Annotated in this window: 19 protein-coding genes; 8 read left to right on the top strand and 11 right to left on the bottom strand. The window is 47.3% G+C overall.

From position 1 onward, the window contains the following. Window positions 1-79 precede the first annotated feature (79 nt). Window positions 80-460, bottom strand: a complete 381-nt coding sequence (locus tag ACVC9U_RS15320) for an OsmC family protein (RefSeq protein ID WP_075755101.1) — start codon at window positions 458-460, stop codon at window positions 80-82. A gap of 100 nt (window positions 461-560) precedes the next feature. Here ACVC9U_RS15320 and ACVC9U_RS15325 point away from each other — a divergent pair, with 100 nt between their 5' ends. Then, window positions 561-1,739, top strand: coding sequence for an MFS transporter (locus ACVC9U_RS15325; protein ID WP_075755099.1), 1,179 nt, complete (start codon window positions 561-563; stop codon window positions 1,737-1,739). A 211-nt stretch (window positions 1,740-1,950) separates the two neighbouring features. On the opposite strand, the gene ACVC9U_RS15330 is transcribed toward ACVC9U_RS15325, so the two are convergent. The 3 genes from ACVC9U_RS15330 to ACVC9U_RS15340 are packed head-to-tail and all read right to left on the bottom strand — an operon-like array spanning window position 1,951 to window position 3,606. Then, on the bottom strand, window positions 1,951-2,766 hold the full coding sequence (locus tag ACVC9U_RS15330) for a YihY/virulence factor BrkB family protein (RefSeq protein ID WP_075755097.1): 816 nt from the start codon (window positions 2,764-2,766) through the stop codon (window positions 1,951-1,953). Further along, window positions 2,763-3,113: a hypothetical protein gene (locus tag ACVC9U_RS15335; RefSeq protein WP_020450568.1), complete on the bottom strand. Its 351-nt coding sequence runs from the start codon at window positions 3,111-3,113 to the stop codon at window positions 2,763-2,765. The genes ACVC9U_RS15330 and ACVC9U_RS15335 overlap by 4 nt, the downstream gene beginning before the upstream one ends. A 22-nt stretch (window positions 3,114-3,135) precedes the next feature. Continuing rightward, a complete protein-coding gene (locus ACVC9U_RS15340) occupies window positions 3,136-3,606 on the bottom strand; it encodes a low molecular weight protein-tyrosine-phosphatase (protein ID WP_075755095.1) in 471 nt (156 codons plus the stop codon). A gap of 183 nt (window positions 3,607-3,789) precedes the next feature. On the opposite strand from ACVC9U_RS15340, the gene ACVC9U_RS15345 reads away from it, so the two are divergent. The 3 genes from ACVC9U_RS15345 (at window position 3,790) to ACVC9U_RS15355 (ending at window position 7,009) form a co-directional block, all read left to right on the top strand. Then, the gene (locus tag ACVC9U_RS15345; RefSeq protein ID WP_441391250.1) at window positions 3,790-5,148 is read left to right on the top strand and encodes an alanine/glycine:cation symporter family protein; all 1,359 of its coding nucleotides are present in this window, start codon (window positions 3,790-3,792) and stop codon (window positions 5,146-5,148) included. Window positions 5,149-5,238: 90 nt separating this feature from the next. Further along, a complete protein-coding gene (locus ACVC9U_RS15350) occupies window positions 5,239-5,454 on the top strand; it encodes a DUF1128 domain-containing protein (protein ID WP_065644584.1) in 216 nt (71 codons plus the stop codon). A gap of 124 nt (window positions 5,455-5,578) precedes the next feature. Then, entirely contained in the window at window positions 5,579-7,009 is a 1,431-nt protein-coding gene (locus ACVC9U_RS15355) for an IS1182 family transposase (RefSeq protein WP_016886315.1), read from the top strand. A 30-nt stretch (window positions 7,010-7,039) separates the two neighbouring features. Here the strand turns inward: ACVC9U_RS15355 and ACVC9U_RS15360 are convergent, their stop codons facing one another. Then, window positions 7,040-7,555 (bottom strand): type 1 glutamine amidotransferase domain-containing protein, encoded by a 516-nt coding sequence (locus tag ACVC9U_RS15360; protein WP_043925908.1) that lies wholly within the window; start codon window positions 7,553-7,555, stop codon window positions 7,040-7,042. Between the two features lie 229 nt (window positions 7,556-7,784). Between ACVC9U_RS15360 and ACVC9U_RS15365 the strand changes: the two genes are divergently transcribed. Further along, a complete protein-coding gene (locus tag ACVC9U_RS15365) occupies window positions 7,785-12,122 on the top strand; it encodes a multifunctional 2',3'-cyclic-nucleotide 2'-phosphodiesterase/3'-nucleotidase/5'-nucleotidase (RefSeq protein WP_441391251.1) in 4,338 nt (1,445 codons plus the stop codon). Window positions 12,123-12,371: 249 nt separating this feature from the next. Here the strand turns inward: ACVC9U_RS15365 and ACVC9U_RS15370 are convergent, their stop codons facing one another. Next, window positions 12,372-13,055, bottom strand: a complete 684-nt coding sequence (locus tag ACVC9U_RS15370) for an NAD(P)H-dependent oxidoreductase (RefSeq protein WP_020450562.1) — start codon at window positions 13,053-13,055, stop codon at window positions 12,372-12,374. 131 nt (window positions 13,056-13,186) lie between these two features. On the opposite strand from ACVC9U_RS15370, the gene ACVC9U_RS15375 reads away from it, so the two are divergent. Then, the gene (locus ACVC9U_RS15375; RefSeq protein ID WP_075755091.1) at window positions 13,187-13,579 is read left to right on the top strand and encodes a winged helix-turn-helix transcriptional regulator; all 393 of its coding nucleotides are present in this window, start codon (window positions 13,187-13,189) and stop codon (window positions 13,577-13,579) included. Here ACVC9U_RS15375 and ACVC9U_RS15380 read toward each other — a convergent pair. From ACVC9U_RS15380 to ACVC9U_RS15400, 5 genes are all read right to left on the bottom strand, one after another. Beyond that, entirely contained in the window at window positions 13,576-14,487 is a 912-nt protein-coding gene (locus ACVC9U_RS15380) for an alpha/beta hydrolase (protein WP_075755089.1), read from the bottom strand. The two genes, ACVC9U_RS15375 and ACVC9U_RS15380, sit on opposite strands and share 4 nt — an antisense overlap. A gap of 80 nt (window positions 14,488-14,567) precedes the next feature. Beyond that, window positions 14,568-15,863, bottom strand: coding sequence for a nucleotide sugar dehydrogenase (locus tag ACVC9U_RS15385; RefSeq protein WP_075755087.1), 1,296 nt, complete (start codon window positions 15,861-15,863; stop codon window positions 14,568-14,570). Between the two features lie 85 nt (window positions 15,864-15,948). Next, window positions 15,949-17,013 carry a Gfo/Idh/MocA family protein gene (locus tag ACVC9U_RS15390; protein WP_075755085.1) on the bottom strand — a complete coding sequence of 355 codons (1,065 nt, stop codon included), beginning with the start codon at window positions 17,011-17,013 and terminating at the stop codon, window positions 15,949-15,951. Next, the gene (locus tag ACVC9U_RS15395; RefSeq protein ID WP_075755083.1) at window positions 17,010-18,119 is read right to left on the bottom strand and encodes a DegT/DnrJ/EryC1/StrS family aminotransferase; all 1,110 of its coding nucleotides are present in this window, start codon (window positions 18,117-18,119) and stop codon (window positions 17,010-17,012) included. The genes ACVC9U_RS15390 and ACVC9U_RS15395 overlap by 4 nt, the downstream gene beginning before the upstream one ends. A 120-nt stretch (window positions 18,120-18,239) precedes the next feature. Further along, window positions 18,240-19,322 carry a glycosyltransferase gene (locus tag ACVC9U_RS15400; protein WP_075755081.1) on the bottom strand — a complete coding sequence of 361 codons (1,083 nt, stop codon included), beginning with the start codon at window positions 19,320-19,322 and terminating at the stop codon, window positions 18,240-18,242. A 321-nt stretch (window positions 19,323-19,643) separates the two neighbouring features. On the opposite strand from ACVC9U_RS15400, the gene ACVC9U_RS15405 reads away from it, so the two are divergent. Together ACVC9U_RS15405 and ACVC9U_RS15410 are read left to right on the top strand one after the other, a co-directional pair. Beyond that, window positions 19,644-21,017 carry a glycosyltransferase gene (locus ACVC9U_RS15405; RefSeq protein WP_441391252.1) on the top strand — a complete coding sequence of 458 codons (1,374 nt, stop codon included), beginning with the start codon at window positions 19,644-19,646 and terminating at the stop codon, window positions 21,015-21,017. Window positions 21,018-21,085: 68 nt separating this feature from the next. After that, window positions 21,086-22,060: an NAD-dependent epimerase/dehydratase family protein gene (locus ACVC9U_RS15410; protein ID WP_075755188.1), complete on the top strand. Its 975-nt coding sequence runs from the start codon at window positions 21,086-21,088 to the stop codon at window positions 22,058-22,060. Window positions 22,061-22,063: the final 3 nt, after the last annotated feature.

The raw sequence follows: 22,063 nt of genomic DNA on the forward strand, positions 1-22,063 counted from the left end.
TGTAGGTTATTTTTGTGCGAACTTTTCAGTTTATATACAGCATACTGATCTATTCCGCATTGGCGCAGGTTTTTAAACATCAGCGAATTTGAAATGTTTCGATGATCTCGATGCTCTTTTCAACAGACCTCACTATGGCACAGTTTTTCAGCGCTACTTTCAGCGCCTTTTGAATTTGTTCTGCACCGAGGTTTTCTCCCTTCAATATGAAGTGAAGATGGATGCTTTTGATGCGGCCCGCCTCTTCGGAAATGCGTTCTTCTTTTGTCTCGATGGTCATATCTTTCAGCTGTATCCTTTTCTTTTCCAATATTTTATGAAGAACGGTTCCGCTGCATGCCGCAATCGAAGCGGCCAGCAATTGATAAGGCCTGAATCCTGCTTTTTCATTGACTGATATCTTAAGCTTTCCATATTCCAGATCAGCCTCAAAGCCGTTCTGATTCCACACGATTTCCATGATTCACACCTCTTTTGAAAGAAAAAGAAAAATCGCCTTGCCTAAAAACTTCTGAAAGTTGTACGATCAAAGAAGGATTACGGATAAGGAGAATCGGCCGATGACTAGATTTCACTTTTTCATTCTCGTTTTGATTGTCAGTATATCAGGTTTTTCGCAAGGGATGCTCCTTCCGGTCATCTCTGTTATTTTCGAACAGGAAGGCCATTCGGCTGCGCTGAACGGGCTTCATGCGACAGGCCTCTACATCGGCGTCCTGATCGCTTCGCCGTTTATGGAAGCGCCGCTTCGCAGGCTCGGTTTTAAACCGCTGATTGTCATCGGCGGGATCATGGTGTGCGCGAGTTTGTTCGCCTTTGTTTTTATTCAGTCGTTTATCGTCTGGTTCTTTTTGCGGCTCCTGATTGGAATCGGGGATCATATGCTTCACTTTTCAACGCAAACTTGGGTGACCACATTATCGTCTGAAAAAAACCGCGGCCGCAATATTTCTTTGTACGGCCTTTCGTTTGGTTTGGGGTTTGCTGCCGGTCCTTTTTTAACGCCGCTTGTCAACATCGCCCCGTCATTGCCGTTTATCGTCTCAGGTGCATTCAGCCTGCTGGCGTGGCTGTTTATTTTTTGCCTTCAAAACGATTTTCCTGAGAAAAGCGGCTCTGAAAGCCGCAGCGATAACAGCTTGAAGCGCTTCGTCCAAGCCTTTCTGCTAGGATGGGTCGCGTTTTTGCCGACATTCGGCTACGGCTTTTTGGAAACCGCCCTGAACGGCAATTTTCCCGTCTATGCGCTCCGCTCGGGCATTTCCGTCGAAGGCGTATCATTTATTCTTCCGGCTTTTGCGATCGGAAGCATCGTCTTTCAATATCCGCTCGGCGTGTTGAGCGACAAGTATGGAAGACGAAATGTGCTCCTTGTCATATTGGCTGTCGGGGCAGGCTGCTTCTTTGCGGCGGGCTTTTTCGATTCCGTCCCCCTGCTTGCGGCATGTTTTTTCATAGCCGGCATGGCTGTGGGCTCAACATTTTCACTTGGCATCAGCTTTATGGCCGACCTTCTTCCAAAACGTCTTCTTCCGGCCGGAAACTTGATGTGCGGAATAACCTTCAGCTTCGGAAGCATTTTCGGCCCGGTTGCCGGCGGCTGGTATATGCAGACATTTCATAACAGCAACCTGTTTTATTTGATTACATGCGTGATGGTGTTGATCTGGACCGGGGTGCTCTTTGGCAAAACGAAGAAGAAAAGTGCTCTCGAACAATCTGAGGCAGCGCCAATGTAAAAAAGGCCGGCTGCTTACAATAGGCAGCCGGCCTTTTCGAAAACGTCAGGCAGTTTTAATGATATCCGTTTTGTCCGTTGGCGCTTCCGCTCGTTTTGTTTTTCGAACTTTGCTTTGAATTTTGTTTATTATGGCTGCCGCCTTTTTTCGTGTGTTTTGTCATGATGATCCCTCCGCTTTTGAACTCATGAAACGTTCTTTTATAGATTGCTCATTTCTGCGGATTTTCTTCAGGAATGATTTTACGTTTATGTAAAAGGGCATTGATCTCCCCTCCAAGAATAATCATCATTCCGCTTAAATAAAACCAGATCATCAGGACGATGATGCCGCCGAGGCTTCCGTATGTCGCGCTGTAGTTTGCAAATTCGCTGACGTAGTATGAAAACAGCATGCTGACGAGGATCCAGCCGGCTGTCGCTGCAACGGCTCCCGGAAGCACGAATTTAAATGACAGCCGCTTATTCGGGGCAAAAAAGTATAAAGCCGTAAAGACGATCAGCAGCACAAGCGGGCTGATTCCCCAACGGAGCGCTGACCATACCGCTAGAAACATTTCCGGCGTACCGTCCAGATTGGCGATGAAATGGCCGATGGCCCTCCCGAATACCGGAAGAAGAAGCGCGACCAATATGGTGAAAACCATCGCGGCGGTCAGGAGGAGCGATGTCAGCCGTACCATGATGAATGAGCGGTTTTCCTCCACTTCATAAGCATGGTTAAAGGCCCTGACAATCGCGTTCAATCCGTTTGACGCAGACCAGAGCGCCGCGATGATCCCGAAAGAAAGCAGGCCCCTGTTTCCTGTATTGAGCGTCTCTTCAATAACGGACATCGTGTCTTCTGGGGCATACTGTTCAATCAGCCCGATGACATCGCCCGTTTTGACAGGCAGGTAGCCGATCAAAGTCAATAGGAAAATCATAAACGGAAACAGGGACAGGAGGAAAAAGTAGGCAAGTTCCGCCGATTTGCTCGGCCCTTCATGAAGGAAAAAACGCCAAGCCAGCTCTTTCAAAAAGCTCATTCTTTTTCCGGCTCCGTACGCCCTTTGGATTTGGCTGTGAAGTGATCCCTCGTTTCCTCGATCAGACCGATCACTTTTGGCGTCGTCTCTTTCAGTTCTTTCATCTGTTGATTTAAGAAGCTTAAATCGTCCGATATGGAAGCGGTCAGTTTTTTGGCTTCGTCCATTTTTTCTTTCACGCATTCGGTGAACATTCCGGGATTTGCGCGGTAAAGGCGGACTTTGTTTTTGCACGCATCAAGCTTTGCGCCGCACGCTTCTCTAGTCGGTTTGTGCAGCAGTGACATAACCGCCCCGACCGAAGCGCCGAGGAGGATATTTCTGATGAAAACACGGTCGTTTTTCATAAAAAATCTCTCCCTTCGTTTTTTATAAATTGTGCTCTTTTCGAATGTCCTTCAGCAATTCGCTGCACCCTTTCGCGACGAGTTCGTACACCTCTTCAAAGTTCCCGGTGTAGTATGGATCAGGAACATCTGCCGTCTCACAGTCCTTGACATAGTCGAGCAGCCTCCGGATGACGGCTTTGCTCCCGTAGCCGGCAAGGCTTCTCACATGGCCCGCGTTTTCGGCATCCATCGCGATGATATAATCGAACGCTTCCGGGTCTTTGTCGGTAATCTGCCTCGCGTAAAGGCCTTCGCAGTTGATCTTTTTTGCAGACAGCAGCGACCGTGTGCCTTCATGAGGCGGTTTGCCGACATGCCAGCTCCCTGTCCCCGCCGAATCGGCTTCGATCCGGTCCTCCAGTCCGCTTTTTTTGAGCATGTCGTTAAATACAGCTTCTGCCATCGGAGAGCGGCAAATATTGCCGAGGCAGACAAATAGCACTTTGATCATCAACCAAGAGCCTCCTCTATTCTTTCCCCACATTTCAGAAAGAAAAAACACTTTTGCTTTTATACTAAAGATTTTTTTGTTTTTTTCAACTTTGGGAAGAAAAAATGACAATGCTATTGACAAATCTAACAAACTTTCAGAATATTCTAGTTAGACACAAAATTAAAGGGGGATATTTCGCCTATGGATTTTATTTCACATATTGTAGATACAATGAACGGTTTTTTATGGGGACCTCCGCTTTTGATCCTCATTGTTGGAACAGGTATTTATTTGACTTTCAGGCTGGCTTTTTTGCAGATCAGACTTTTGCCTTACTCATTAAAGCTTGCCTTTTCAAGACATCAGGATAAATCCTCCGAAGGCGATATTTCCCACTTTCAGGCGCTGATGACTGCCCTTGCCGCTACGGTCGGTACTGGAAATATCGTCGGTGTCGCCTCAGCTGTTATTGCCGGAGGGCCTGGCGCCGTGTTTTGGATGTGGCTCGCCGCCTTTTTCGGAATGGCGACGAAATATGCCGAAGCGGTGCTTGCCGTCAGATTCCGCGTGAAAGACAAAAACGGCGAAATGTCAGGCGGTCCGATGTATTATTTGGAACACGGCCTCAAGCAAAAGTGGCTTGGCGTGTTATTTGCCATATTCGGGGCGCTTGCCGCTTTCGGAATAGGCAATATGGTTCAGTCAAATTCTGTATCCGGAGTCATGAGCTCCACATTTTCCGTGCCTGCCTGGGTAACCGGCATCATTGTCACGATTTTTACAGCCCTTGTCATTCTCGGGGGAATTAAAAGCATCGGCAAAGTCACCTCGCTGTTCGTGCCGATCATGGCTTTATTTTATGTCATCGCCGGATTGATCATTCTTGTCACAAACTTTGAACTCGTCCCCGGCGCGGTCGGTTTAATTTTCTCTGACGCGTTTACCGGCCAGGCTGTGGCAGGAGGCGCGATCGGAACCGTGATCCGCTGGGGCGTGGCGCGGGGCGTATTTTCAAATGAAGCAGGTCTCGGCTCGGCGCCGATCGCGGCAGCCGCGGCAAAAACCGATATGCCGGCTCGCCAAGCGCTTGTCTCTATGACCCAGGTTTTCATCGATACATTGATTGTCTGCTCGATTACGGGGATATCGATTGTCATGGGAAACACGTATCTGACAGAAAAAAACGATGCGCTGACATCGATGACATTCGCACATTTTCTCGGCCCTGCGGGATCGACAATCGTCGCGATCGGACTGCTGCTGTTCGCCTATTCGACGATTTTAGGCTGGTCGTACTACGGAGAAAAATGCTTCACCTACCTGCTGAATGAAAAATATGCGATCGTCTATCGTGTCATCTTTGTGATCGCCGTCTTTTTCGGAGCGGTCTTTAAAAATGACTTCGTCTGGGCGCTCGCCGATATGCTGAACGGTCTGATGGCGATACCGAACCTGATCGGCCTGCTCGGTTTGACAGGGATTGTCATCTATGAGTCCAAACAGATCCTCGCCAAAATCAAAGCCGAAAAAGCGGAAAAGCAAAACAGCGTATCCGTTTAAGCCGGAGATGCTTTTTGACAGCCGTCTTTTCTTCTCGCTTAATTCTGTTACAATAAAGACTACGAAATCAGTGAGAAAGGATGTGCCTTCTTGTCAGAGCAGAAAACAGCCGAGCTGAACAAAATGATCGAAGAGATCTCGCAAAAACTAAACATGCTGAACATCGGCGTCATCAAAGCTGAAGCCTTCAGCAATGAAAAGCTTGAAGATCTTGAATACCTGCACCAAATGGTGATGAAAAAGAAATCTTTCAGTCCGAGCGAAATGCAGGCAATCGCAGAGGAACTGGCTGCACTCCGAAAATAAATATAAAAAAGACCGGAATCTATTCCGGTCTTTCAGCTTGTCGACAAAGTCACAAAAAAGTGGCTTGATCGACAAGCTTTTTTTGTTAAAATGTGTGTGGAATCTAATTTTTGGAGGTTTTACCATGTTGACCAAACACTCTAAAGATCAGCGTGAACAGCTTGAAGTCGTTGCCTTAAGTGAGCTTGTACCTGAAGACCATTTGGTCAGGAAGATGGAAGAAGCCATTGATTTTTCATTTATTTATCAAAAAGTTGCCCCTCTTTATTCTTCAAAAGGGCGTCCAAGTATTGATCCTGTTGTACTGATTAAAATGGTGCTCATTCAATACGTGTTTGGTCATCGCTCCATGCGCGAAACCATTAAGCGAATCGAAACTGATGTAGCCTATCGCTGGTTTATTGGATATGGATTCTCTGAAAAAATCCCTCACTTTTCAACCTTCAGTAAAAACTATGAACGTCGCTTTCATGACACAGACCTATTTGAAACAATCTTCTATAGGATTTTACGTCAGGCCATGGATCTCGGCCTCGTCGATCCTTCGGTTGCCTTCATCGACAGCACACATGTCAAAGCGAATGCCAATAAGAAAAAGTTTGTGAAAAAGATCGTAAGAAAAGAAACAAGAGCTTATCAGGAACAGTTAGATCAAGAAATTAATGCCGATCGCGAAGCCAACGGCAAAAAGCCCTTAAAGCCCAGGCAATGCTCAGAAGAACGAGAAATAAAAGAAAGTACAACAGATCCTGAGAGCGGCTATTTTGTAAAGGGTGAACGGGAACGCCTTTTTGCTTATGGTTTTCATACAGCTTGTGACCGGAACGGATTTGTGCTGGGGACGGTTGTTGAGCCTGCCAATATTCATGACAGCCAAGTGTTCACGACCCTGTTTCAACAAGTGAAAGAGCGCGTCGCCAAGCCTCATACGGTCGCAGTTGATGCCGGATACAAAACACCGGTTATCGCAAAATTTCTTCATGAAGAAAACGTTCGCCCTGTTATGCCTTACACGCGTCCGCAAACCAAAAAAGGATTCATGAGAAAACACGAGTATGTTTACGATGAATTTTATGATGTCTATATCTGCCCGCAAGACCATATTCTCTCCTATCGCACAACCAATCGGCAAGGTTATCGAGAGTATGCTTCAGATCCAAATCGATGTAAACAATGTCCATTACTACATACGTGTACAGAAAGTAGAGATCATCGAAAGATGATTCACAGACATATCTGGCAGGATCATTTAGACGAAGCTGATCATCTTCGGCATACGGAAGAGAATAAACAAATCTATGCCAAACGTAAAGAGACGATCGAACGAGTTTTTGCCGATTTAAAACATAAGCATGGCTTGCGCTGGACAACCTTACGGGGAAAGAAAAAATTGTCCATGCAGGCGATGCTTGTTTTCGCTGCCATGAATCTGAAAAAGCTGGCGAATTGGACCTGGAAAGGTCCTAACCGCCAGCCTTCTGATCGAAATAATAGAATAAAATGGACAAAAACAGGTCGGATTTTTAAAATCCGACCTGTTTTGTCAACGGTCTGAAAGACCGGAATCTATTCCGGTCTTTTTTCATCAGCCGAGCAGCTTCAAAGATTCGCGTGTAAACGCGGGGATGTCGTCAGGCGTCCGGCTTGTGACAAGCTGATTCTGACAGACGACAACTTCCTCGTCTTTAAATTGAACCCCGGCGTTTTCCAAATCGACTTGAATCGATGTGTAGCCTGTTGCACTGCGTCCGTCCAGAGCCTTGGCGGTGATTAAAAGCTGCGGGCCGTGGCAGATCGCAAACACCGGTTTTTTGTCATCCATAAAGGATTTCGCAAACGATACAAAACGCTGGTCGGCTCTGAGAATATCCGGTGAAAATCCGCCCGGAATCAACAGCGCGTCAAAATCGGCCGGGCTGACTTCATCAATGGACGCATCTGTTTCCACTTGCGCCTCGCCTTGCTTGCCTTTCAGCGTTTTGCCTTTCTCTTTTTCAATAACCGTAAGCTGGTGCCCGGCGTCTTTGAACGCTTTCGCAGGCTCGGTATACTCCGAATCCTCAAAGTAATCTGTCAGAACAACTGCAATTTTTTTGCTCATATTGATCACCCTCCCAAAAGCTTCTGTCTACATAAATCCATTTCCCCCTGCCACACTAAATAAAACATCCGCACGTTCCTCGCGACAAAGTACCTAAATCATCCGGCAGACAGGGACAGACTTTGGAATCATTTTCTGAGTGTTTACAATATTCGTAACGAAAGTTCTACAAAACTTTACAAAAAGTTCTTACAATAGAAATTGTTACTCTAATCTGAAAGGTGGAGAAATGGTGGGAATACAGAAAAGACGGTTTTCAAGGAAAAACATTCTCCGTATTCTGCTAACCTCAGTGATGATACTCAGTTTACTCATTCCAAACACCCAGACATATGCAGAAGAACCAAATGAACACCCGCTGATCAACCTCAGCATCCTGGGTACGACAGATATCCACGCCCATATCATGGACTATGACTACTATGCCGACAAAGAAACGGCAGAATTCGGACTGGCCCGCACGGCAAAGCTGATTGAAAAGCACCGGAGCCGGAACCCGAACACGATTCTTGTCGACAATGGCGACTTAATTCAAGGGAACCCTCTAGGGGAATACATCTTCAAACACGAACGTGAAGCGATTATCTCCGGAACGAAAACACACCCGATCATTGATGTCATGAACAAACTGCACTATGACGCCGGCACGCTCGGAAACCACGAATTCAACTACGGCCTTGAATTCCTTGACGGCACGATAAAAGGCGCCGAATTTCCCATCGTCAATGCCAATATTAAAACACCGGACGGAAAGAACAAATATACGCCATATCATATTGAAGAGCGGACGCTGACGGATGAAAGCGGCCAAAAGCACCAGCTTAAAGTCGGTTACATCGGCTTCGTTCCGCCGCAGATTTTAACATGGGATAAAAAGCATCTGGACGGCAAAATCACGGTGCAGGACATCACCGAATCAGCGAAAGAAACGATTCCGAAAATGAAGCAGGAAGGCGCCGACGTGATCATTGCAATCGCCCACTCCGGAATTGAAAATGGCGAACAGGCGGCGGGAGCAGAAAACGCCGTATATGATCTGGCTCTCAAGACGGAAGGAATAGATGCGATCATCTCCGGACACCAGCACGGTCTGTTCCCCGGCACCGACTATCCCGGAAACGGCGTGATCGACAATCAAAAAGGAACGATCAACGGCATCCCTGTCGTCATGCCGAAAAACTGGGGCAGCCATTTAGGAATCATCGATATGCAGCTTGAACAGGACGGCGGCAAATGGACAGTGAAAGATGCCAGCGCAAAAACGGAAGCGATTGCCGGAAATGTGACGTCACGACACGAAACCGTCGTTTCCGCGATTAAAGACACGCACGAAAAAACGCTTGAATACGTCCGCGCGCCGGTAGGCCAAACGGAAGCCGATATTAACAGCTTTTTCGCACAGGTAAAAGATGACCCTTCGATTCAGATTGTCACAGACGCACAAAAATGGTATGCGGAAGATGTCATGAAGGGAACGGAATACGAAAACCTGCCGATTTTATCAGCGGGCGCGCCGTTTAAAGCAGGAGGGCGCAACGGTGCTGATTATTATACAAACATTAAAGCAGGAAACCTTGCGATCAAAAACATCGGCGATTTGTATTTGTACGACAATACACTCTATATCGTCAAGCTGACGGGAAGCGAAGTGAAGGACTGGATCGAAATGTCGGCCGGGCAGTTCAACCAGATCGACCCTTCAAAATCGGGTGAACAGGCGCTCCTCAACCCCGATTTCAGGTCGTATAATTTCGATGTCATTGACGGTGTGACCTACCAGATCGATGTCACACAACCGGCAAAATACAATGCGTCAGGCGGGGTGAAAAATCCGCAGGCAAACCGCGTCAAACAGTTGTCTTACAACGGAAAACCCGTCCGCAATGATCAGGAATTCCTTGTGGTCACAAATAATTACCGCGCATCCGGGGGCGGCGGATTCCCGCATCTGACTCAGGACAAAGTCGTTTATGCGGCGGCTGATGAAAACAGGCAGGTGCTCATGAACTACATCATGGAAAAGAAAACGGTCAATCCTGCCGCCGACAACAACTGGTCGATCGCTCCGATTAAAGGAGCCGATGTGACATTCGAATCTTCTCTCCTCGCCAAACCGTTTGCTGAAAAAGCGAAGGACATCGATTTTGTCAGAGAATCCGAAAACAGCGGATATGGCGTCTATAAGCTGAACTTTGAAGGTTCAGAGCCTCCGGTTGATGATGGAAACTGGACGTTAACAGTCATGCACACGAACGACACGCACGCCCACCTAGATGAAGCGGCAAGGCGCGCTGCCAAAGTGAAAGAAATCCGCAGTGAAGCAGAAAACAATGTGCTGCTCGATGCCGGCGACGTCTTTTCCGGTGACTTGTATTTTACAAAATGGAACGGACTCGCCGATTTGAAGCTGATGAACATGATGGGCTATGACGCCATGACCTTCGGCAACCATGAATTTGATAAAGGGCCAAAAGTGCTCGCAGACTTTCTCAGCGGAAACAATGCGGCCGTCGATCCGTTAAACAGACACCAGCTGGAAAAGCCCGATTTTCCAATCGTCAGCTCCAATGTCGATGTATCAAAGGAGCCTCAGCTGCGAAGCTTTCAAAAAGAGCCTGCACTCTTAACAGCGGGAGAAAAGAAAGAAAGCGGCATCTATCCTTATATTCTGCTTGATGTAAACGGCGAACAAGTCGGCGTATTCGGCCTGACGACGGAAGATACGTCATATACGTCAAGCCCCGGTCCGAACATTGCGTTTCATGACGCTTATCTGTCAGCGGAGAAAACGGTCAAGGAACTGAAAGAAAAAGAAAAGGTCAACAAAATCATCGCCCTCACCCACCTCGGCTACAACCGGGATCTGGAGCTGGCCAAAAAAGTGAAGGGCATCGATTTGATTATCGGCGGGCATACGCATACACTCGTCGATCATTTAAAAGTGGTGGAGAGCGAAGAACCGACAATCGTCGCCCAAGTGAAAGACTACGGGCAGTTTTTAGGAAGGGTCGATGTTGTGTTTGATGAGAACGGCGTCGTTCAAACGGATCAATCAAGGTTCAATTTGATCGCGATCGACGGCAAAGTGGACGAAGACCCTCCTGCGAAAGAAGTGCTTGACGGCTTTAAAGAAGATATTGACGAACTGAAAAAGAAAAAAGTAGGCTATGCCGATGTCCCGCTTGACGGAAAACGCGAGCATGTCCGCTCAAAAGAAACCAACCTCGGCAATTTTATCGCGGACGGCATGCTGAAGAAAGCCAAACAAGCCGGCGGCGCTGACATCGCAATCACAAACGGCGGCGGAATCAGAAGCGGTATTGCCAAAGGCGACATCACACTCGGCGATGTGCTGACGGTCATGCCGTTCGGCAACACCCTTTATGCCGCTGATCTGACGGGGGCGCAAATTAAAGAAGCGCTTGAGCACGGGGTGAGCCAAGTCGAAGAAGGCGGAGGCGCGTTTCCGCATGTCGCGGGTTTATCCTTCACCTTTACACTGAGCAAGCCAAAAGGTGAGCGCATCCTTGATGTGAACCTTGTCAATGACAAAGGGGACGCTGTTCCGCTCGATTTGGACAAAACCTACCGGGTGGCTACAAATAACTTCATGGGCGGCGGCGGAGACGGCTATTCCGTTTTTAAAGAAGCGAAAAACGGTGTCGATCTCGGCTTTACCGATTACGACATTTTTACAGAACAGCTTGCCTTGTACGATTCTGTTTCACCGAACATCGAAAACAGAATCACAGAAGTGTTCCTTCCTGACCGTCAGACAGACGGCACTTGGACGCTTGCGGAAAAGCCGTTCGAAACATACGCGAAAAACGCAAATCAGGTGATTGCTTATTTCCCTGACACAGAAAAAGACCACATCAAGCTGAATATGACAAAAGCACAGACTGACCTTGTCAAAGAAAGAACTGATGATCCAAGTATCACCCTGAAAAACGATCGCATTGCGATGCAGCTTCCAGCCGTTAATCTGGCAAGCGAAAAAACAAAAATCAGCATCAAAATTGCCAAGAATATCAAACAGGCGGTCACAAAGGTATATGATTTCAACATTCAGCAGAATGGAAAAACGGTCAGCACATTTAAAGAGCCTGTCGGACTGTTTTTCCAAGTCGATGCTCCTGACAAACATTTGAGCGTCTATTATGTCGACCGCAAAAACAACAGCTTCACAAAAGTGACAAACGGCTATACGAAAGACCGTACCGTTGCAGGCTATGTCGACCATTTCAGCGAGTATACCGTGATGAATGACAATGATGCCGGGTCTCCTTCACTTCCGCCGGGTTCAGGCGATGATGACGGTTCGGATGGCGGCAGCGGCGGTGAACCCCCTGCTTCGCCCGGCGCCGGAAACGGCGGAGACGGATCAGGCGGTCATGACAGCGGCGGGTCAGATGACGGAAATGAACCTTCAGATGGTTCAAACGGCGGGTTTTTGCCCGACACCGCTTCAAACGCCTATCATTGGCTGATGCTCGGCCTGTTGCTGCTTATATCCGGAAGCGGCCTGTACCTTTACCAAAGGAAGCGGCGCAAGCTCCAAATCTAAATAAAAAAAAGTGTGGTCTGCTAAAGGCAGAACCGCACTCAGATTGTTGACAAAATCCCAAAACGACTTTTAGTTTTGGGATTTTGTCATCCTTTCAGCGTGATTGAAAACCTTTGCAGTCTAGGAAGGCTGAGCATCGGAGCGGAGCGAATGTTGGAATTCGTGAGCACCGACGCGCAGGCCTGACAACGAATGCGAGGGTTTGTCGACACGCTGAGGCGGTCTGCTAAAGGCAGAACCGCACTTTTCTTATTCAACCCATTTCACGATTTGATCAAGCGCCCGTCTCGTCTTCGGACGCGGCTCTTTCACGCGGTAACCGAAGGCGGCCATGACCGAGATGTCAAAGCGGCCGTCCTCCAACAATCCTTCTTTTTCAAGGATGTCGTGGACTTTGTCGTAGTTAAAGCCTTCAATCGGGCAGGAGTCAATACCGATCAAGGCGGCCGCCGTCATCATGTTGGCAAGCGCGATGTACGTTTGCTTTGATACCCAGTCAAACATCGCTCTGTCGCTTTCGTACAAATGAAAATCGCCGTCTTGGAAACTTTTCAGAACGCCGTCTTCTTTCAGCATATTTTCAATGATGTCCTCCGGCATTTTTTTCACATGCTTTAACTGATCTGCAACATATCCGGAATCATGTCGCATTTCCTTAGCCGTGCGTCCGAGCAGCAAAACGAAATGGCTGGCCGTCGGAAGCTGTCCCTGCGCGCCCCATGAGACCTGGCGCAGTTTTTCCCGCAGCTCTTTATTTTGGACGACGACGAACTTCCACGGCTCGAGGCCGACCGAGCTTGGCGACAGTCTGCCCGCTTCTAAAATGAACTGAAAATCCTCGTCTGATATCTTTCTGTCCGGATCAAACTCTTTAGTCGCGTGTCTAAATTGGAATGCGTCAAGAATCTCCTGCTTCTTGGATTGCTGTGTCATGTTCTGGCTCTCTCCTTTTGTCTATAGTTTATATTCCTTTCTTAATTTCATTCTAATCATTATAATAGCAATAAGAAAGTACGCACATTTTTGTGGCATAGTATCATTTTTTATACTAAGGAGAGAGGAAAGTGAAACAGAATCCGAAGGCATGTGAAGCACCGGACGGTTATTCATGCCCGGTGGAAGCAACGATCGATATCATCGGCGGCAAATGGAAAAGCGTCATTCTGTATCATTTGATCGATGATAAAAAACGCTTTAATGAGCTGCGGCGTTTAATTCCCGCCGTGACACAGCGGATGCTGACCCTCCAGCTTCGCGAACTTGAGCGCGACGGCATCGTCTGCCGCACGATTTATAAGCAGGTTCCCCCGAAAGTCGAGTACAGTTTAACTGAGTTCGGCAAGACGCTGATCCCGATCATCAGTCAAATGATGAATTGGGGAGCTTCCTATGCCGGCAAAATCAAGGAAGCGCGCCAAAGATCGGCTGCCGCTGAAATGCTGGAATCGCAAGGCTAATTGGCCGGTTCGATTTTTAAGAGAAAGTCTTTGATTCTGCTTAAGTATTCTTCAGGATCGTGGCGAAATCCGCCGACATGTCCCGCGCCTTCAATCAAATACAGTTTCTTTATCCCTTTTTTCCGGTCATACAGGCTTTTGGCCATTTCCGGCGGAACAAGCTGATCATTTGTGCCGTGGATGATAAACAGCGGCGTGTCTGACTGTTCAAGATTGCTAACCGGCGATATGTCGGCAAGGCTCCAGCCGTGGCGCCGTTTGATCAGCCCGCTTGCCAACGGGATGAGAAACGGCACAGACAATTTGACGGCGGCTTTCAGCTGAAAGCGGCATAGCTCTGTTAAATCGCTGAAGCAGGAATCGGCAATACAAAACTTGATTCTCCGGTCCTGTTTCATCAGCTCGATGGCAGCCGCGGCACCGAGCGATTCGCCAAGCACCCCGATCCAAAGGTCTTTGCCGAACCTGTTCTCAAGCTCGTCAGCCCACCTCGCCAAATCGTCCTTTTCGTAAAATCCGTAAGAAACGTGTGAACCGCCGCTCAACCCGTGGCACCTGCTGTCGCAAAGCAGGACATTGTAGCCGATGGACTGGAACAGCTCGACGTATTTATACCCTCCAAACAGCGACCACTTGATGCCGTGGGAGACGATAACGGCTTTCCTGCTCTTTTGAACGGGAAAAAGCAGCGCATGCAGCCGGCATCCATCCCCCGCCGTCAAAAACAGCTCTTCTTTGTCGTGTGACTCAAACACATCATCGATGATCTCGCCGTGTTTGAGTCCGCTGAAAAAGGTTTCTTCATATGTGCTCCTGTTCGGCATAACAAACAAATAGCTGACAATCAGACTGACGGCAAAAATACTGATCCCAATTCCAAAGACCATCAACAAAATTCCGATCCACACTGCCCTCACCCTTTACGTTCTTGTTTTAACTTATTGTATTCCGAACGGGTCTGGGCGTGAGTCGCGGCAAAAAATTGGCGTCAAGAGCACCCGTTTCCGAGCTGGATGACTTTCGCTTTTCCGGCTGCTTCCCTCAATACGCCTCTTGTATCAAATATCACGGTTGCATGGTTTAGTAACAGCTCTTTCGGAAGTGCGTCATGATCGGTCAAAACGACAACACAGTCGTACTCTTTCAGCATCTCTGAATCTATCGGCATGCTTGCCAGTTTTTTGCCGCTGAGATCGAGTTCCGGAACGTGCGGATCATGGTAGGAAACATCCGCCCCCATGCCGATCAGCTTCTCTATAATATCAAGCGATTTTGATTCGCGGACATCCGCTATATTTCGTTTATAGGTGACGCCGTAGATTAAAATGCGGGCGTCTGTCGCCTGATCTTTCCCTGCCAGTTGCAAGGAACGCTCTGCGATATAGCGGACGATTCTTTCATTTGTCGCTTCCGACAGCTCGATAAAGTCGCTCGATAAACCGCTTTGTTTCATGACAAACTGCAAATACAGCGGATCGACGGGGATGCAGTGGCCGCCGATGCCGGGACCTGGATAAAACGCCGCAAAGCCGTACGGCTTCGTGCTTGCCGCCTCGATGACTTCCCATACATTCACCCCGAGCTTGTCGCAGATCATCGCGAATTCATTAATGAATGAAATATTAATAAACCGGTACGTATTTTCGAGCAGCTTTGTCAGCTCCGCTGTTTCAGGCGATGTGACAGGCACAACCTCTTCATAAATGCCGCTGTATAATTGATGCACCTTTTCAAGGCATGCCTCCGTCGCTCCTCCCACTACCTTCGGCACGACTTCAATCGGGAATTGATTGCCCGGGTCAACGCGTTCTGGAGAATAAGCCAAATAAAAATCCTTTCCGCATACAAGGCCGCTTTTTTCGAGGATCGGTTTGACGATGTCCCTTGTCGTACCCGGATATGTCGAGCTTTCCAACACGACGAGCTGCCCTTTTTTCAAGTGCCCTCCAATCGATTGCGCCGCTCTATTCACATAAGTCAAATCAGGACCCGCATCATCATTCAGCGGCGTCGGTACGCAGATGATGACGGCATCCGCTTCGCCGATTAAACCGTAGTCTGAAACAGGACGAAAGAAACCGGTGCCTATTCCGTCCTGCACCGCTTGATCGTTGATATCTGAAATATAGCTGTTCCCTTTCCGTAATGCCTCGACTTTCTTTTTATCCAAATCAACACCGATAACCCGAATTCCTTTTGATATCAACAACATGGCCAAGGGCAGACCGACAAACCCCAAGCCGATGACCGCTATCGTTTCGTTATGCATTTCCTGTTTGCTCATTTATCAAATCGCCCCTTCTGTACATTCCTTTAATAAACTATGTTTTAAATCTTTTTTTGAAAGGGACGATCTACCAAATCAAAACCTATTTATTTTTCATATCAGATGTTTGAAATGAAGAAAGAGGCAGCTGCACCGGCTGCTTCTGCAGCACAGACTGGTAGATTCCGAAAATCGTTTCAATCGCCTTTTTCCCTTCATAGCCGTCAACCAATAGTGTGTCTTGGCGCTTGACGGCGCTTATAAAGTTTTGATACATGGCGGTTTGTTCGCCGCCGAGATCAATCAGTTGCGCCGCTTCTTCAGCAGCCGCCTTCTCCCCTTGGATATACCAGCGGCTGATCCTGTTTAATGCCGGGCCTTCCAATGAAATCGTTCCATGTTCTCCAAAAATCGAGAGAGAGCTTCCGATATTGTTTGGCTGTGTGACGATATTCGCTTCTACTACTCCTTTCGCCTGACTGGCAAACGTCAGAACACCGACAGCAACATCTTCCGTTTCTTTAACTCCTGAGCCGCCCAGTATATCTCCGTAAACACCTTTTACATCACCTAAAAACCATTGCAGCAGATCGATCAGATGTATCCCTTGATTGACCAGCATCCCGCCATCTTTTTCCCAGCTTCCTCGCCAAGATGCCGCTTCATAATAAGCGGGTGACCTGTTTAAGCGAAGCGATACTGTGCCTAAGTAGATCCTTCCCAGTTTTCCTCTCTCAATCGTTTCCTTCAGTTTTTTCATGATCGGCCGGTGGCGCATCTGGTGACAGACCATGAGCTTCAGCCCGTTCTGTTCCGCCAGTTCAATAAGCTCATCGGCATCCTTCAATGACAAGGTGATCGGTTTTTCGACGATGACGTGCTTGCCTGCCAGCAGCGCGGCTTTGGCCATTTCGGCGTGCAGCCCCGAAACCGCCGCAATAATGACTGCTTCTATTTTAGAATCTGAAAGCAGCGCTTGATACTGCTGATAACAGGTCACTCGGCTTTCATCCCCGGCGAAGGAAGCATAGTATTGTTCCGCTTCCTTCATCCGTTCTTCCTGCAAATCACTGACGGCCGACAACTTTGCATCATCGCACCCGGCCAGTGCTTGAAGATGTTTTCTTGACATATAGCCGCAGCCGATTAAACCGAAATGAACCGTCACTTTTCCCCTCCCCCTTTTTTCAGCAGCGCGGAAATAATCTGCTCTTGTTCCTCAGCGGCTAGAAAAGGATCCATCGGAATCGCGAAAAGGGTTTCGGACAAGGACTCGGCTATAGGAAAATCGCCTTTTTTGTACTGCAATGAAGAATAGACCGCTTGCAGATGAAGGCAGCAAGGATAATACACGCCTGAATGAATGTTCTGCTCTTTCAGCGATTGAATGAATTCGTCGCGGTCTTTCGCGCCGATACAATAGAGATGATAGATATGTGTGCGGTCTTCTTTCTCAGCAGGCAGCGTGAGATGCTCCGCCGTTTTCAAACCTTCCCTGTAGCGGCTGGCCACTTTTCTTCTTTGTTCATTCCAGCCGTCGATTTTCTCAAGAAGAATGAGCAAAGCTGCGGCATGTAATTCATCAAGACGGCTGTTGAAACCGATTTTGTCATGGAAGTATTTTTTGCTTGTGCCATGGGTTCTGAGTGTTCTTAATTGCCGGGCCGCATCCGGATCTGAAATCGTCACCATTCCCCCGTCTCCCAACGTTCCCAAGTTTTTTGTCGGGAAAAATGAAAAACAGGCGGCATCCCCGATGCTGCCGACAGGCCGCCCTTTATACGAGGCGCCGAACGCTTGGCAGGCATCCTCAATCACAAGCAGTCCGTGTTTTTTGGCAACCGCCATGACCTCGTCCATATCAGCCGGCTGTCCGAAGATGTGGACGGGAATGATCGCTTTAGTAGCAGGGGTGATTTTTTCTTCTATTTTTTTCGGATCAAGGTTGCAGGTTTCACGATCAACATCAGCAAACACAGGCTTAGCCCCCACTCTTGAGACAGCTTCGGCGGTGGCGAAAAAAGTGAACGGCGTCGTAATCACTTCATCCCCTTTGCCGATGCCGAAAGCTTCGAGCGTCAGCACTAATGCGTCCGTTCCGTTGGCGACCGCGACCGCTTCTTTTACACCAAGCTTTTCGGCTGTTCTTTTCTCCAGCTCTTCAACCTTGGGCCCCAATATATATTGGCCGCTGTCCAACACATGCTCAAACTCTTGTAAAATCTCTTGTTTTACCGTTTGAAACTGGCGTTTTAAATTGATTAACGGGATCATCTCTGTTCCTCCTCCAAAATCAAAAAGTTCCAAAATAAGTTATGATGCCTGCCGGTAATTTGGCACGGCTTGATTTTTTTCATAAAAAAAGACCTACTTGTTCAGTAAGTCTTGACCATGCTATTTGTTAATGCCTAATTTCCCTTCGAGCAGCTGTTTGTTATGAAGGACGGATTTGTCATCGGGACGGTATTTTCTCGCCTCTTCATTGTGCTGATACGACTTTTCAAAGTCTCCTAAATTGTAGTAGCACACGCACATTTGCAAGTGAGGGTACCAAGTGTAGTATGCCGGATAGGTGAAGCTCCATTTATTTGAATCAGGCACGAGTGTTGTCGCCAGCTCATACCAGTAGATAGCGGCATTGTATTCCCGCCGCCGCTGAAAGTTATAGCCGATTCTTGAGCATGTTTCGGCACGAGGCGTTTTGGAAAATTCAAATGACTGGAAGAGCGATCTCAGCTCATTGTCCAAGTCGCCAAGAAAGCGGTGGCAGTCGGCTTTGTTGATGCAGGCGTATACTTTGTCTTCAATCCATCCTTCTTTCATTTCAATGTTTTTATTGTAGCTTTCAATCGCTTTTTCGTAGTGCCTGTTTTCTCTTAATTCATTTCCGTAGTAAAAATAATCGCGCGGGGTAAACGTGTCGCCGCGGTCGATCTTCTTTTGGTAAATATTGAGGTTTCGTCCGACAGAGTGGCGGATTTTTTTATGCGTCACCGAGATATCGGCATTGATGATGTTCCCGAATACCTCCAAATATTGATGGCAGTCGCCTTTCCATTTAAAGTTTTTCTCCCTTTTCACCAGGCGGTTGCGGCGGTACCTTAAGGTCACATTTCCGAATTCGTCAGTTCCCGCATCATAGTACATGGACACGGAATCAACGGAAGGATCAAGCGTTTCCTTCAACTCTTTTAATTTTTTCTGATCTTTCTCAAGCAATACATCATCCGCATCCAGATAGAGAATATAATCCTTCGTGGCATGCTTGAACGATTCATTGCGGGCAGCCGCAAAATCGCCGATCCATTCAAAGAAAAAGACGCGGTCTGTGTATCGCTTCGCAATCTCTACAGTTTTATCTGTCGACCCCGTATCCACAATATTAATTTCATCTACAATGTCTTTCACTGTATCAAGGCATCTCGCTAATACTTCTTCTTCATTTTTGACAATCATACATAGACTGATTGTAACCAAAGCCTTCACTCCCCGTTTTTTCAAGACTCTATTTTTAAAATCTACCCATAAAATATGAACCAGCAGCTGATCGCGTTTGTGCCGCTGTCACTGTTTTAGCATTTCAGGCTGCGCCATTTCCGAAGTGTTTTTTATAGAACTTTCTTTTCTCGCTTGAATGGAATACTACTAGTGAACATGTGTTTAACGTTTTTCTCTTACACTCTCGCACAAATACACAGTCATATAGATTCATTTATACGTATGATAGAGCGCACAAAGCGTTTTTATTCTGCCATATAAAGGAGAAATTGAAAGCGGCATGATCGATGGGAGGTCATCATGAAAGATTTCAAATCAGACATCATTCATTGTCTGGAACAAAAAGATTGGAACAAAGCCATGAAGCGCCTAAAAGAGTGGGAAGCCGACGGCTCGCATAACGAGCCTTATTTTTATTTTCTTCAAGCCTCTCTTTCTGTTTATCTCGGCCATGACCATAACGCCTGGCTGTGGCTCTGGAGGGGGCTTGACCTTTTTCCTGATAACAGATCTTTAAATCTGCTGATGGGAAAAGTGTGTCTGCGCACCGGAAGGGAAAAAGAGAGCGTGGCCTATCTTCAAAAAGGAGATAGAGTAGAAACCGAAAGCGGGCCAAAGCTTGATTTTCCTGTTCATGAAAAAACCGAGCCTCCGGCTGGGCAAATCCGCGTTTTGCAAGGCACAATGGAAATCGCCAATCAAATGAATACCTTGGCTAAAGGGCTCTCACAGCATGGCGCGCTTGCCCACACTTTAAATTACTATCCTTATTATTTAAATTACGCTGCCGACTACACCTGGTCATTGCTGAAAGAACGCAATACGCCCGTCATGAATGCGAGGCTGAGAAGGCTTGCCAGTGATCTCTTGCCATCCTATGATTTGTTCCATTTTCATTTTGGCACAAGCTTTACACTGGACATGTCGGATTATCCCATTTTAAAACAGGCGGGTAAACCAATGATCATGCATCATTGGGGCAGCGATGTAAGGCTTTATTCAACATTGGCTAAAACAAATCCATACGCCGTTGTAAAAACGAAAAATGAAGCGCGAATTCGATATCACCTCAAACGAATTTCACAATATGTCCAGCACTGCATCGTTGCCGATATGGAACTTTACGAGTATGTAAAAGACTATTATGAGCATATCCACATGATTCCAACCATGATCCAGCTTGACCGCTATATTCCTGACTACAGGTCAAATGAAAAGCCGCTCATCGTTCATGCCCCCACCTCTCCAGGAATAAAAGGAACCCGCCATATCCTTAAGGCGGTGGAGTCTTTAAAAGAAAAATACGATTTTCATTTTCACCTAGTACGAGGGGTCTCTCATGAACAGGCAAAGAAAATCTATCAAAAGGCAGATTTGATCATTGATCAGCTTCATATCGGCAGCTACGGATTATTTGCCGTCGAATCGATGGCAATGGGGAAACCCGTTATCTGCTGGGTCAGTGATTTTATGAAGGATCACTACCCTTCCGAACTGCCTCTCATAAGAGCAAATCCCGACAACATTACAGAAGTGATTGAAAATGTACTGAAAAACCGGGATATGCTGCCGGAAATCGGCCAGAAAGGAAGAAAGTATGCAGAAGTTCATCATGATATGGTGAAAAACAGCAAAAAAGCGCTGGCTGTTTATCAGGCGCTACTTTCGGGATGATGTTGAACACCTTTCGCGTCGCGGGATTTGTAATTCAAAAAAAAACGAAACAAGCAGGTGAACAATTGATGAGCGATATGACAGAGTTATCCGGCCAGCATATTTTCATAACTGGCGGAGCAGGCTTTATCGGATCCTCTTTAATAGGAAAGCTGATAGAGCGCAACAGTGTCACCGTATACGACAATTTTTCAAGAGACTCCCTCCGGTATAAACCATACCGGGACCATCCTCACTTGAAAGTGGTGCAGGGAGACATTTTGGATTTGAACGCGCTTAAAAAGGCGATCCAGGGGGCCAGTCACATTGTCCATGCCGCTGGCATCGCGGGGATTGACACGGTCATTCAAAACCCGGTTAAAACGATGCAGGTCAACATGATCGGTTCAGCCAATCTGCTTGAAGCGGCTGCCGGTTTAACCGAATGCAAAAGGGTCGTATGTTTCAGTACGAGTGAAGTTTTCGGCCAAATCGCTTTCAGAGCACGCGAGACCAGTCATACTGTTTTAGGAGCTGTGGGAGAAGCTCGCTGGACATATGCTGTCAGCAAACTCGCCGAGGAACATATGGCATATGCCTATTTTAAAGAACTGGGGCTCCCGACCGTCACCGTCCGCCCTTTTAATGTTTATGGACCGGAACAAGTCGGGGAAGGCGCCATCAAAACGATGGTTCACAGAGCTCTGTTAGATGAGCCGATCTATATTCACGGCGATGGAACGCAAATCCGGGCCTGGTGTTATGTAGATGACATGATCGACGGAATATTGCGCTGTTTGACGATGAAAGAAGCCATAGGAGAGTCTTTCAACATCGGCAATGAACGCACTGTGATCACTGTATACGGATTGGCAAACACGATTATCAGAGTTCTTGGATCAAAATCGCAAATCTTCTTTGGGGAGAAAAAAGAAGCCGATATTGAACTTCGCATCCCTCAGGTCAATAAAGCAAAAGAAATGCTCGGTTTCAACGCAAAAGTGGATCTGGAAGAAGGGATCAGAAGAACAGCTGAAAGCATTCAAAAAAATTTGGATCAATAAGAA

Source organism: Bacillus sp. GM2 (assembly GCF_056155945.1).

Excerpts from the sequence above, each read along its gene's own strand:
- ACVC9U_RS15320 (WP_075755101.1), bottom strand. The coding sequence starts at position 460 with ATGGAAATCGTGTGGAATCAGAACGGCTTTGAGGCTGATCTGGAATAT.
- ACVC9U_RS15325 (WP_075755099.1), top strand. The coding sequence starts at position 561 with ATGACTAGATTTCACTTTTTCATTCTCGTTTTGATTGTCAGTATATCA.
- ACVC9U_RS15330 (WP_075755097.1), bottom strand. The coding sequence starts at position 2,766 with ATGAGCTTTTTGAAAGAGCTGGCTTGGCGTTTTTTCCTTCATGAAGGG.
- ACVC9U_RS15335 (WP_020450568.1), bottom strand. The coding sequence starts at position 3,113 with ATGAAAAACGACCGTGTTTTCATCAGAAATATCCTCCTCGGCGCTTCG.
- ACVC9U_RS15340 (WP_075755095.1), bottom strand. The coding sequence starts at position 3,606 with ATGATCAAAGTGCTATTTGTCTGCCTCGGCAATATTTGCCGCTCTCCG.
- ACVC9U_RS15345 (WP_441391250.1), top strand. The coding sequence starts at position 3,790 with ATGGATTTTATTTCACATATTGTAGATACAATGAACGGTTTTTTATGG.
- ACVC9U_RS15355 (WP_016886315.1), top strand. The coding sequence starts at position 5,579 with ATGTTGACCAAACACTCTAAAGATCAGCGTGAACAGCTTGAAGTCGTT.
- ACVC9U_RS15360 (WP_043925908.1), bottom strand. The coding sequence starts at position 7,555 with ATGAGCAAAAAAATTGCAGTTGTTCTGACAGATTACTTTGAGGATTCG.
- ACVC9U_RS15365 (WP_441391251.1), top strand. The coding sequence starts at position 7,785 with ATGGTGGGAATACAGAAAAGACGGTTTTCAAGGAAAAACATTCTCCGT.
- ACVC9U_RS15370 (WP_020450562.1), bottom strand. The coding sequence starts at position 13,055 with ATGACACAGCAATCCAAGAAGCAGGAGATTCTTGACGCATTCCAATTT.
- ACVC9U_RS15385 (WP_075755087.1), bottom strand. The coding sequence starts at position 15,863 with ATGAGCAAACAGGAAATGCATAACGAAACGATAGCGGTCATCGGCTTG.
- ACVC9U_RS15395 (WP_075755083.1), bottom strand. The coding sequence starts at position 18,119 with ATGATCCCGTTAATCAATTTAAAACGCCAGTTTCAAACGGTAAAACAA.
- ACVC9U_RS15405 (WP_441391252.1), top strand. The coding sequence starts at position 19,644 with ATGAAAGATTTCAAATCAGACATCATTCATTGTCTGGAACAAAAAGAT.
- ACVC9U_RS15410 (WP_075755188.1), top strand. The coding sequence starts at position 21,086 with ATGAGCGATATGACAGAGTTATCCGGCCAGCATATTTTCATAACTGGC.